Origin of the sequence: Bathymodiolus azoricus thioautotrophic gill symbiont (assembly GCF_001298715.1) — a bacterium.
In the GTDB taxonomy this organism is placed as follows: Bacteria; Pseudomonadota; Gammaproteobacteria; order PS1; family Pseudothioglobaceae; genus Thiodubiliella.
The window spans coordinates 1-11,269 of sequence record NZ_CDSC02000264.1; the positions used below are offsets into that span (position 1 = coordinate 1).

12 protein-coding genes are annotated in these 11,269 nt (G+C 39.4%); all 12 read right to left on the reverse strand.

Going from position 1 to position 11,269, the window contains the following annotated elements; translation table 11 throughout:
• Window positions 1-41: 41 nt before the first annotated feature.
• Window positions 42-920 carry a translation elongation factor Ts gene (tsf, locus tag BAZSYMA_RS05055; protein WP_090716303.1) on the reverse strand — a complete coding sequence of 293 codons (879 nt, stop codon included), beginning with the start codon at window positions 918-920 and terminating at the stop codon, window positions 42-44.
• Between the two features lie 27 nt (window positions 921-947).
• Window positions 948-1,922 carry a 30S ribosomal protein S2 gene (gene rpsB, locus BAZSYMA_RS05060; protein WP_090716306.1) on the reverse strand — a complete coding sequence of 325 codons (975 nt, stop codon included), beginning with the start codon at window positions 1,920-1,922 and terminating at the stop codon, window positions 948-950.
• 229 nt (window positions 1,923-2,151) lie between these two features.
• Entirely contained in the window at window positions 2,152-2,826 is a 675-nt protein-coding gene (gene rpe / locus BAZSYMA_RS05065) for a ribulose-phosphate 3-epimerase (protein ID WP_090716309.1), read from the reverse strand.
• Window positions 2,827-2,852: 26 nt separating this feature from the next.
• Entirely contained in the window at window positions 2,853-4,391 is a 1,539-nt protein-coding gene (gene gpmI / locus BAZSYMA_RS05070) for a 2,3-bisphosphoglycerate-independent phosphoglycerate mutase (RefSeq protein ID WP_090716312.1), read from the reverse strand.
• A 19-nt stretch (window positions 4,392-4,410) separates the two neighbouring features.
• The gene (gene ychF, locus BAZSYMA_RS05075) at window positions 4,411-5,502 is read right to left on the reverse strand and encodes a redox-regulated ATPase YchF (RefSeq protein WP_090716315.1); all 1,092 of its coding nucleotides are present in this window, start codon (window positions 5,500-5,502) and stop codon (window positions 4,411-4,413) included.
• A gap of 4 nt (window positions 5,503-5,506) precedes the next feature.
• Window positions 5,507-6,079 carry an aminoacyl-tRNA hydrolase gene (gene pth, locus BAZSYMA_RS05080; RefSeq protein WP_090716318.1) on the reverse strand — a complete coding sequence of 191 codons (573 nt, stop codon included), beginning with the start codon at window positions 6,077-6,079 and terminating at the stop codon, window positions 5,507-5,509.
• A gap of 17 nt (window positions 6,080-6,096) precedes the next feature.
• Window positions 6,097-6,771 carry a 50S ribosomal protein L25/general stress protein Ctc gene (locus BAZSYMA_RS05085; RefSeq protein ID WP_090716321.1) on the reverse strand — a complete coding sequence of 225 codons (675 nt, stop codon included), beginning with the start codon at window positions 6,769-6,771 and terminating at the stop codon, window positions 6,097-6,099.
• 119 nt (window positions 6,772-6,890) lie between these two features.
• Window positions 6,891-8,486, reverse strand: a complete 1,596-nt coding sequence (ubiB, locus tag BAZSYMA_RS05090) for a ubiquinone biosynthesis regulatory protein kinase UbiB (protein ID WP_090716323.1) — start codon at window positions 8,484-8,486, stop codon at window positions 6,891-6,893.
• Window positions 8,486-8,956, reverse strand: a complete 471-nt coding sequence (locus BAZSYMA_RS05095) for a ubiquinone biosynthesis accessory factor UbiJ (protein ID WP_195910107.1) — start codon at window positions 8,954-8,956, stop codon at window positions 8,486-8,488. The genes ubiB and BAZSYMA_RS05095 overlap by 1 nt, the downstream gene beginning before the upstream one ends.
• Before the next feature lie 15 nt (window positions 8,957-8,971).
• Window positions 8,972-9,712 carry a bifunctional demethylmenaquinone methyltransferase/2-methoxy-6-polyprenyl-1,4-benzoquinol methylase UbiE gene (gene ubiE / locus BAZSYMA_RS05100; protein ID WP_090716329.1) on the reverse strand — a complete coding sequence of 247 codons (741 nt, stop codon included), beginning with the start codon at window positions 9,710-9,712 and terminating at the stop codon, window positions 8,972-8,974.
• Between the two features lie 17 nt (window positions 9,713-9,729).
• Window positions 9,730-10,866: a citrate synthase gene (locus tag BAZSYMA_RS05105; protein ID WP_090716331.1), complete on the reverse strand. Its 1,137-nt coding sequence runs from the start codon at window positions 10,864-10,866 to the stop codon at window positions 9,730-9,732.
• Window positions 10,867-10,962: 96 nt separating this feature from the next.
• Complete coding sequence (locus BAZSYMA_RS10680) at window positions 10,963-11,163, reverse strand: DUF4411 family protein (protein WP_195910108.1); 201 nt, start codon at window positions 11,161-11,163, stop codon at window positions 10,963-10,965.
• Window positions 11,164-11,269: the final 106 nt, after the last annotated feature.

An 11,269-nucleotide genomic window follows, 5' to 3' on the forward strand; every position in this document is an offset into this window, starting at 1 on the left:
CCTGTGATCATATAGTAAATCTCAAGACGAGTCAAAAAGAATTAACCTTTAATCTGAGCCATTACTTCATCAGCAAAATTTTCTTCTTTTTTCTCAATGCCCTCGCCCACTTCAAAACGAACAAATGACTTGATTGTGGCGCCTTTTGATTTAACCAATGCACCCACTGTTGTATCTGGGTCTTTAACAAAAGCTTGACCAGAAAGTGTGACTTCGTTGATAAATTTCTTCATGCGACCACCAATCATTTTCTCAATGATGTTGTCTGGTTTGCCAGATTCTCTTGCTTGCTCTACAAAAATCGCCTTTTCTCTTTCAAGAATATCTGCAGATAATTCATCTTCAGAAATACACTCTGGCTTAGAAGCTGCAATATGCATGGCAATGTCTTTTGCCAAGTCTTCATCACCACCCTCTAATACGCTTAATACCGCAATACGCTCACCGTGTTTATAAACACCGATAACACCATCATTTGCATTCACAGTTGCTACACGACGAATGGTTACATTTTCACCAGTACTAGCAACGATATCTTCGCGTGCCTTTTCTAATGAATCACCATTTTCCATGGTTTGCGCTAAAAACGCTTCAATATTAGCAGGGGTTGTTTTAAGTGCCAATTCACCTAATGCATCAACAAAACCAATAAAGACATCACCTTTAGTAACAAAGTCTGTTTCAGAATTAACCTCTAAAATAGTTGCTGTTTTTCCATCAGTACTAACATTAACTTTAACCAAACCTTCTGCAGCAATACGCCCTGACTTCTTAGCGGCCTTAGCGGCGCCTGAGGTGCGCATTAAATCAATCGCTGCTTCCATATCACCATTGGTTTCACTTAATGCTTTTTTGCAGTCCATCATGCCTGCGCCTGTTCTTTCTCTTAATTCTTTAACCATTAATACTGTAATAGCCATAACTATCTCCTAATCTATCTATATTGTTTATGCAAGAATTTTCTCAATCATTACGCCTTTAGTATCGCTGGCATTAACCTGAACACCTTGCTCTTGTGCATAACGCTCTAATTCTGCTTTTTTCATAGCGGTTAGTGCTGTTTTGTTGAGCTTGCTGGTTTTCTTTGCTGTTTTTTCAGAAACTGGTTTTTTAGTCGCTTCTTTCTCAACAGGTTTTTTCTCTTCTTTAACAGCCTCTTCTTTAACAACTGCTTTCTTAATCACAGGCTCTTTAACAACAGTTTTCTTTATGGTAGTTGGTTTTTTAGTTTGTTGTATTGGCATTGAAGCTTTTGCCTCTAAAACTGCATTTGCAATTTCTCTTGCGTAGAAGCCAATCGCTCTGATTGAATCGTCATTACCTGGGATCACATAGTCGATGCCTTCTGGATTGTGGTTAGTGTCCACAATGCCGATTAGTGGCAAGCTTAATTTTTGTGCTTCTTTGACGGCGTTCTTCTCATGACCGATATCAATAACGAACACCACATCGGGAATACCGCCTAAATCTTTAATACCGCCTAAACTACGCTCTAGTTTTTCCATTTCGCGTGTCATCATTAACGCTTCTTTTTTGCCGAATTGAGCAAAGTTTTCTTCTGCTAAAAATTCTAAATCTTTTAGACGCTTAATTGAGGCTTTGATGGTTTTGTAGTTTGTCATCATGCCACCCAACCAACGGTGGTTCACATATGGCATACCACAACGGATTGCCTCTTCTTTCATGATGTCACTTGCTGCACGCTTTGTGCCAACAAACAAAATAGAGCCACCAGCTGCTGCTGTTTTTGATGCGAAATTAAGCACATCGTTAAACATTGGTAGTGATTTTTCTAGGTTGATGATATGCACACCATTACGAGCGCCATAAATGTAGCGCTCCATTTTTGGGTGCCAAAAACGACTGCGGTGACCAAAATGAACACCAGCCTCTAACATTCTCTTCATGGATGTCTTTGCCATATTATTTCTCCGGGGTTATTAAAAAGACCTCTTGTCTTTTCCTTCCACAACTTCTATTAGTCAACCCTTCTTTCTCAAAGAGCACCCTGACTAATATGCCAAGCTGTGTGATACATTAAAATAAATTGGGCGTTCAATAAACTCCCAATTCAACTGTTGATTTTTAAAAATCAAAAATCGTAAAACGCAGTATTATACCTAAGCCTTACGGTATAAGTAATAATTAGCTCTAGTTAGCTTTGGCTAATTCAGCGCGCATCTCATCAATGGTTGCTTTATAATCGTTAGTATTGAAGATGGCTGAACCTGCAACAAAGGTATCTGCGCCTGCAACTGCAACTTCACGAATATTATCAATTTTCACACCGCCATCCATTTCTAAGCGAATCTCCTTGCCACTCGCATCAATCAATTGTCGTACTTGCTTACACTTTTCTAGCGTGTGTGGAATGAAAGATTGACCACCAAAACCAGGGTTGACCGACATTAACAAAATCATATCTAACTTATCCATAATATTTTCTAGTACATGTAAAGGTGTTGCTGGATTAAACACCAGCCCTGCTTTACAACCCGCCTCTTGAATCATACCAAGCGTCCTGTCAACATGCTCAGAAGCTTCTGGGTGAAAAGTAATATATGATGCACCTGCAGCAACAAAGTCAGGAATAATTCTATCTACTGGTTTAACCATTAAATGCACATCAATCGGTGCAGTTACACCATGATTCCGTAATGCTTCACAAACCAATGGACCAATTGTTAAGTTTGGTACATAGTGATTATCCATCACATCAAAATGCACAATATCAGCGCCAGCGCTTAATACATTATCAACTTCTTCACCCAACTTGGCGAAGTCTGCTGCCAAGATTGACGGGGCAATAAAATTAGATTGTTTCATTTTTTCTCCTGTTTTTAAAAAGTAATTTATTTAAATGTGAGCAGACTAGAGCCTGTCATTTCATCGGGCTGTTCAACACCCATCATTAATAGCAATGTTGGTGCAACATCAGATAATGCACCCTCTTTAGGTTCGGCAATTGCTGCTTCACGCCCACTCACAAAGATAAGTGGCACTGGATTATTTGTATGTGCGGTATGCACTTCGCCCGTTTCAGGGTTAACCATTTGTTCGGCGTTGCCATGGTCGGCAGTAATTAGCATTTCTCCATCAATAGAAAATATAGACTGATAAATGATACCAAGGCATTTATCAACTGCCTCAACCGCTTTAATAGTCGCCTCTAATTTCCCAGAATGCCCAACCATATCAGTATTAGCAAAGTTACAAATAATCAAATCATATTTCTGACTTTCAATATTCTCAGCCAAATCATCCGTTAACTCAAAGGCGCTCATTTCTGGCTTCAGGTCATAAGTTGCTACATCTGGCGATGGAATCAGTACGCGGTCTTCTCCATAAAATGGACGCTCAATACCGCCATTTAAAAAGAAAGTGACATGTGCATATTTTTCAGTCTCAGCAATCCTAAGTTGTGTCATGCCTAAGTTAGACAGATATTTACCCAGCACATTGTTAAGCTTTGCAGGTGGATAAGCCACTGGTAAGTTAAAGTCTTTTTTGTATTCTGTCAAGCAAATAAATTGCGTGGGTACAAAATTACCACGCGAAAAACCTTGAAAATTTTCATCAGTTAATGCCTGAGTAATTTGCCTGGCACGGTCGGCGCGATAATTCATAAAAATCATCACATCGCCTTTATTAATTTTTGTTGGCGATTTGATGACACTTGACTGAACAAACTCATCTGTTTCGCCACGCGCATATGCCATATTAATAGCTTCAACTGCACTTTGCGCTAAAAACTTGCCCTTACCTTTGGCAATTAATTCATAAGCAGAACGCACGCGATCCCAGCGATTATCCCTATCCAAAGAGAAATACCGACCAATCACACTAGCAATTTCACCCACGCCCACTTCAATAATTTTCTCTTCTAATTTTTGAATGTAGCCTTTTGCACTCTTTTGTGCACAGTCTCGACCATCAGAAAATATATGCAAGTAGACTTCCTTACAATCATGTTTCTTAGTCATTTCCAACATGGCGTGAATTTGCTCTTCGTGTGAATGTACGCCACCGTCAGATAACAAACCCATAATGTGGACTGCTTTATTGTTGTCATTAGCATATTCAAGGGAATTTTTTAAGACAGGGTTTCTAAAGAAGTCGCCTTCTTGAATGTCATTATGAATTCGGGTGAAATCCTGCTTAACCACACGCCCAGCACCAAGGTTAAGATGTCCTACTTCAGAATTACCCATTTGCTCACCAGGTAATCCAACTTTTTTACCGCTAGTAAGAATCAGAGTGTTAGGGTGTTTATTATTAAGTCTATCCCAAACAGGCGTTTTTGCTAAGGCAATAGCGTTATTCTCTTCAACTTCTGAATGCCCCCAACCATCTAGGATAATTAATACTTTGGTTTGTTTTTTTGCTATCATTGATTGTTATCCTAAAGCATTAAACATTAAATAAGAAGTGTACCACATCGCCATCTTGCATAATATATTCCTTTCCTTCTGCACGCAATTTCCCCGCTTCCTTTGCGCCTTTTTCACCCCTACATTCGATAAAATCATCAAAAGCAACCGTTTCCGCACGAATAAAACCCTTCTCAAAGTCACCGTGAATTTTCCCTGCTGCTTGTGGCGCACTATCACCAATATTAATCGTCCAAGCACGCACTTCTTGCACGCCTGCAGTAAAATAAGTTTGCAAGCCAAGCAAGTGATAACCTGCTTTAATCAAACGATCAAGCCCAGCTTCATCTTGACCCATTTCAGATAAAAATTCTTGCTTTTCATCCTCTTCCATGTCGGCAATATCCGCTTCAATATTCGCACAAATTGCAACCACTTCTGCACCCTCAGCATCTGCAAATTTCCGAATAACATCTAGGTGTGGATTGTCATTAAAACCATCTTCACTAACATTAGCTGTGTAAAGCACAGGCTTGATAGTCAGCAACTGAAAACCTTTTAACAAATTGATTTCTTCTTCATTAAAATCTAAAGCGCGAACAGGTTTTCCTTCTTCTAACGCAGGTAAAATTCTTTCTAGTAACTCTCTAAGAGGGATGCCGTCTTTTTGTCCCGACTTGGTATTCTTTAGCGCTCTATCGTGAAGTTTTTCAACCGCGGCTAAGTCTGCTAAGATTAATTCTGTATTGATAATTTCAATGTCGTCTAATGGTGATACCTTGCCAGATACATGGATAATATCATCGTTATCAAAAGCACGAACCACATGCACAATCGCATCGGTTTCACGAATGTTGGTTAAAAATTGATTGCCCAACCCTTCACCTTTTGATGCGCCTTCAACCAAGCCTGCAATATCCACAAATTCCATTGTCGTTGGTAAGATTTTCTCGGGACTAACAATTTCAGCCAATTGCTCTAAACGCTTATCGTTCATCGGCACAATGCCAACATTTGGCTCAATGGTGCAAAATGGATAGTTTGCCGATTCAATGCCTGCTTGCGTCAATGCATTAAATAAAGTTGATTTTCCTACATTGGGTAGCCCAACGATGCCACATTTAAATCCCATATTTCTATTCCGTGTGTAGTGTTTGCATAGCCAATTCGACTTTGTCTTTAACAACCTGTTCAATAACATTCAACGAATCGCTCAAAACATCTTCAATCACTCTAATTTCTGATTTGTTAGGTGCGTGTAGCACAAAATCTGCCACCTTAGATTTATCACCTGGATGACCAATACCAATTCTTAAGCGATAAAAATCCTTATTACCTAACGCCTTAATCGTATCACGAAGTCCGTTATGTCCACCATGACCGCCACTAAATTTAATCTTTACTGTGCCAGGGTCAATATCCAGTTCATCGTGTACAATCAGAATTTCCTTTGCATCAATTTGATAAAAGTTAACAATACTTTGAATTGACTTCCCAGAAGCATTCATATAAGTATTTGGTTTTAGTAACCGTACAGACACACCTGCAATATTAACCTGCGCCACTTCGCCAAAGAACTTAGATTCTTTCTTAAAAGCACCCGTATATAAGCGCGCAAGCGCATCACAAAACCAAAAGCCCACATTATGACGATGCGTCTGATAGTCCTTACCTGGGTTGCCCAAGCCAACAATCAGTTTAATCGTCACAACTGCAAATCAAGGTTTTATTCTGAATCGCCTTCAGGTTTGTCGTCACCACCTTCAACTTTATCACCGGCACCTTCTTCACCTTCGCTATCAACAACTTCTTTTTCAGCCATTAATCTAGGCTCTTGAACAGCAACAACACTTTGGTCGTGTGCTTCAATATCGCCGTGTGTTAATGCAGTGATAGTAACGCCTTTTGGCATTACTAACCCTGTCAAGCTGATATGCTCATCCATGGCAAGATTGCTAATATCAACTTCAATAGTATGTGGCAAGTTTGCCGGCAAACAAGAAACCTCAATCGCAGTAACAAATTGGTTAAGAATCGCACCAAGACGCATTGCCTCGTTGTCTTCCTCACCCATAAAGTGCAATGGAATACTGGTAGCAATCTCTTTCTTCATATCAACACGCAAGAAGTCTACATGGGTAACAAGATTTTTAGCTGGATGACGCTGCAGGTCTTTAATAATAACCGGCTCAACTTTTGTATCAATCGCCAAATCTAGCACTGAAGTATAGGCTTCTTCGTTTTCTAAAAGATGTCCTATTTCGTGGACATTTAGCGTAATTGCGCTTGGCTCTTTACCTGCACCGTAAACAATGGCAGGAACTTGTTCTTGATGACGCAGGCGGCGGCTCGCACCTTTCCCCTGATCTTTGCGCATTATAGCGTTAATTGTAATACTCATTTTTCTTATCCTTTTTTAGAAAGTAAAAAACACTCTTAATAGAGTGTTATCAGATGATATATTTTGCGACCAAACATATCAAGCGTGTAATTTTACCCGAAAATGTATAGGAAAAGTCATTATCTAGACTTAACCCAGAACACTAAAGCGACTACGACACTAACACCAGCAGCAACCAACAAATTATTAAGTGCTAAAATACCTGAGAGAATAAGCAAAGCACCTGAGAAAATAGCTGAAGTTTGTCGATTAGAATTGTCTTTTAGTTGGTCAATAATTGCCTTGGTTTGCTCACTTTGGATATTGCTGATATTGTTCATCTGCTTGAGTGCGTTTGATATCAAACTTGGTAATTCAGGAATTTCTTTTAAAAGTTCTGGTGCTTTTTCTTTAAGTTTTTCAATCGCACTTTTCATACTGTATTTTTCCTTAACTAAATCCTCTAAAAAAGGTTTTGCCGTTGCCCATAAATCCAATTGTGGATAAAGTTGCCTACCCAAACCCTCAATATTTAATAATGTCTTGTCCAATAACAACAGTTGTGGCTGAACAGTGATATCAAAATTTTTCGCTTCAGCCATCAAGTCCAACAACACCTGCCCAAATGAGATTTCATCCAGAGATTTCTCAAACATCGGCTCACATATTCTACCAATTGCTTGCTCAAAAGCACGCACATCGGTACTGGCGCTTGCCCAACCCGATTCAATATAGGCCTTAGCAACGCCGTGATAATCTTGGTTAAAAAATGCCAAAAGCATATTAGCTAAAAAATCCTTGTCCGACTCATCCAACACACCCATAATGCCAAAATCAACGCCAATATAACGACCTTCTAGGCCAACAAAAATATTACCAGGATGCATATCTGCGTGAAAAAAATTATGCTTAAATACTTGTGTGAAGAAAATAATCACGCCTTCTTCTGCCAACCTTTTAAGGTCAACACCATCTGCCTTTAGTTGAGCAATATCACCCACTGGCGTGCCATAAATACGCTCAGTCGTCAGCACTTCCTCACTACACAAATCCCAATGCACCTTAGGCACATACAACAAATCAGAATCTTGAAAATTTTCTCGCAATTGTGTGGCGTTTTTCGCCTCTCTCAACATATTGAGTTCATTTAAGATAATGCCTTCAAACTCAGCAACAATCTCAGTTGGGCGTACTTTTTTACTAATCGGATACTTGTCAATGAATTTTGCAAAGATGTACATCAGTGCAATATCACGCTTAATAATTTTCTCAATATCAGGTCGCACAATTTTAACCACCACTTCATCACCTTGATGAGTAACGGCAGTGTGCACCTGTGCAATAGAAGCACTTGCCAATGGCTCAATATCAAACTTGCTAAATAATTGCTCTGTACTGCCGTCCAATGATGCTTCAATCATTGCTTTTGCTTGCATGCTATCAAAGGCAGGGCAGGCGTCTTGCAACTTAGCAAGCTCATTGCCAATATCTTCAGGTAGTAAGTCACGGCGCGTAGATAGCGTTTGCCCAAACTTAATAAAAATTGGCCCTAATGCTTCAAGCGCCAAACGAATGCGCTCGCCTCTAGTAAATTTTTTTCTGGGAATATAATGCCAAGGTGTTAGATATAGCAGTGGCTTAAAACGCTTTAAAAAAGATGCTGACAATATCAAAGCGTCTATTCGATAACGCATCAAAATACGCATAATAGCAATAAATCGAGCCAAATTGCGCATCAGTGAAACCGTTTTGGTGTAATAAGGAAATTAGTAATTTTATCCTTAATAGATGCCAAAGAGTTATCAGATGATTTGAATTTTTTTGCGATTTTACCTACTTGGTGCGCAACAATATCACCTGTGAATTTAGACAATGCTTCTTCAAAATCAAACTCAACTTGTTGTAATAAATCAACCAATAATTGCGCTGTTTTAACATCACCATGAATCATGATTTTATCTTGTCTTAACAATTCCGTTAAATCCTCGCCTTGAATTAATTTCAAAAATACATTGGACTTAAGTTTGATGTCAACATCAGCGTTAATAGTGGCGTCAGTAGTCACGAAAATACGATCGTTAGTGCAAATAAAATTAACCGCTATCGGTAAATCTTGCAAAGAAAAATACACGGTTTTGCCGTCTAATGGACGGATATCAATTTGATGCGCTTCAAGCAAATGGTTTAGCGCACTCTGTAAAATCATAGACTGCATAAGGTTTTAGACCTTAATACCTTTATGTAATGCTACGATTCCACCGGAGAGATTGTGATATTCACAAGTACCGAATCCCGCATCTAACACCATTTGCTTTAGTGTTTCTTGGTCAGGGTGTTTGCGAATAGACTCAGCTAAATATTGATAAGACTCTTCATCATTAGCAATGATTTTACCAAGCTGTGGCATCACATTAAACGAATAGAAGTCGTAGAATTTTTCCAATAAGGCAATGTCTGTTTTAGAAAATTCTAAGATTAGCAGACAACCACCTGGCTTTAAAACACGATACATCTCACCAATGCACTGGTCTTTGTCCGTTACATTGCGCAAACCAAAAGCAATCGATACGCAATCAAAAGTGTTGTCTGAAAATGGTATTTGCTCGCCGCTCAACTGCACGAACGCCACGCCCGGAACACCTCTGTTGATTAAGTTTTTACGCCCTTCACCCAGCATCGCAGCGTTAATATCAGAAAGTACAACTTGGCCTGTATCACCCACTTTCATCGCAAAGGCGCGTGCTAAATCTCCCGTACCGCCAGCAATATCTAAGACTTTATCACCTGCTTTGACATTTGAAGTGGCAATGGTGTAATGCTTCCAGAGTCGATGCGCACCAAATGATAGTACATCATTCATCAAGTCATATTTATTAGCGACTGAGTCAAAAACACTACGCACCATGCCTTGTTTGTCTTGCGTAGCAACATCTTTAAAGCCAAAATGTGTCGTGTTTTCCATAAGAGTCCTTGATGTGATTATTTTTTAGGGTACTTCCTGAAATCTGCACCCGTGTAAATCTGTGTTGGTCTGAAAATTCGGTTATGCCCAACCTGTTCATGCCAATGTGCAACCCAACCACTCGAGCGTGCCATTGCAAAAATCGGGGTAAAATGCTTGCGTGGAATTTTGAAAATCTCAGAATATAAAATACCTGAATAGAAGTCAACATTCGGATAAACGCCTTTAGCGCCAAGTAGTTCTTCACAAACGCGCTCTACCTCTAGTGCTGTTTCAAAGCGTTTAGAAAGCACCATATTACTCTTCTTAATATAAGCTTCAATCATGCCTTGTAAAATTGTGGCACGAGGATCTTTAACACTATACTCTCTATGTCCCAACCCCCAAATTACTTCTTTATTTTTGAGGCGATTTTTGATATAGGCACGAACATTTTTAGCATCACCAATCTCATCCAACATATTTAAAACATCTTCATTGGCACCACCATGCAAAGAACCCGCCAAAGTGCCAACCGCTGCTGATACCGAGGAAAACGGGTTGGCAAGTGTAGAAGCAGTTACCATTGCCGAGAAAGTACTGGCATTAATCGTGTGTTCAGCGTGCAAAATCAAACAAGCATCAAATAATTTAACAATATCATCATCTGGTTCTTCATCAAATGACATGGCTAAGAAGTTTTTAGCATATGACATTTCCTTACTCGGTGGAATCGGATCATAGCCTGTTGAAATACGCGCCCACATTGCCACCAGCGTACTCATATTGGCAATAATTTTTGTAAGTGCGCTCTGCGTATAAGCTGAATTTGGGTCCTGCGCACCCGCATCAGGATAAAAAGTTGCCATTGATGCAATTGCTGTTTGTAAAACATCCATCGGATGCCCATTCGCCGGCAATGCCCACATCATTTCACGAATACCACGCTTAACTTCATAACGCTGATGCAATGCCTCTTTAAAATCATATAAAGCATCAGCACTTGGCAATTCACCATCTCTAAGCAACATTGCCACTTCTTCAAACGATGCGTATTTCACCAAATCCTCAATCGAATAACCACGATACGCCAAAATACCGTTTTTGCCATCAATTGAAGAAATAGACGATTCTGTTGCTGGAACGCCTGCTAAACCTGGGATATATTCAATCATAATTAATCACAATCACAAAACTAAAAATTTTACCCTGAATAGTCTTGTATTTAACTGATAAAGTTGATTGTTCTTTTTGTTTAGCGCCCCTTGTTATCAAAAAGACCATCTCTCTTTTTGCATAAATTGCTCTAAATTCATACAACAGACATCAAAATTTTGACACACATTGGGAATTTTTGCGGCATTATCCTTGAGTTTTTCTTCGGTTACAACGCAAATATTTAATACTTTTGCCTTAGCTATTAAATAAGGGTCTGCAACTTCTTTTCCTTGCAGTCTAGCCTTCTTACTAATTAGTCGCCCCTTAAAAACTCATTCCAAACCAAACCAAAACCACCCCATTTTTCCAACCATCCAAATCAACAAAACTGCTTTTTATCCAGCACCACAAAAAACCTTA

What these genes read in the sequence shown, in the direction of transcription:
- BAZSYMA_RS05085 (WP_090716321.1), bottom strand. Translation starts at nt 6,771, where the DNA reads ATGAGTATTACAATTAACGCTATAATGCGCAAAGATCAGGGGAAAGGT.
- gpmI (WP_090716312.1), bottom strand. Translation starts at nt 4,391, where the DNA reads ATGATAGCAAAAAAACAAACCAAAGTATTAATTATCCTAGATGGTTGG.
- ychF (WP_090716315.1), bottom strand. Translation starts at nt 5,502, where the DNA reads ATGGGATTTAAATGTGGCATCGTTGGGCTACCCAATGTAGGAAAATCA.
- rpsB (WP_090716306.1), bottom strand. Translation starts at nt 1,922, where the DNA reads ATGGCAAAGACATCCATGAAGAGAATGTTAGAGGCTGGTGTTCATTTT.
- BAZSYMA_RS05095 (WP_195910107.1), bottom strand. Translation starts at nt 8,956, where the DNA reads ATGATTTTACAGAGTGCGCTAAACCATTTGCTTGAAGCGCATCAAATT.
- BAZSYMA_RS05105 (WP_090716331.1), bottom strand. Translation starts at nt 10,866, where the DNA reads ATGATTGAATATATCCCAGGTTTAGCAGGCGTTCCAGCAACAGAATCG.
- ubiB (WP_090716323.1), bottom strand. Translation starts at nt 8,486, where the DNA reads ATGCGCAATTTGGCTCGATTTATTGCTATTATGCGTATTTTGATGCGT.
- tsf (WP_090716303.1), bottom strand. Translation starts at nt 920, where the DNA reads ATGGCTATTACAGTATTAATGGTTAAAGAATTAAGAGAAAGAACAGGC.
- rpe (WP_090716309.1), bottom strand. Translation starts at nt 2,826, where the DNA reads ATGAAACAATCTAATTTTATTGCCCCGTCAATCTTGGCAGCAGACTTC.
- ubiE (WP_090716329.1), bottom strand. Translation starts at nt 9,712, where the DNA reads ATGGAAAACACGACACATTTTGGCTTTAAAGATGTTGCTACGCAAGAC.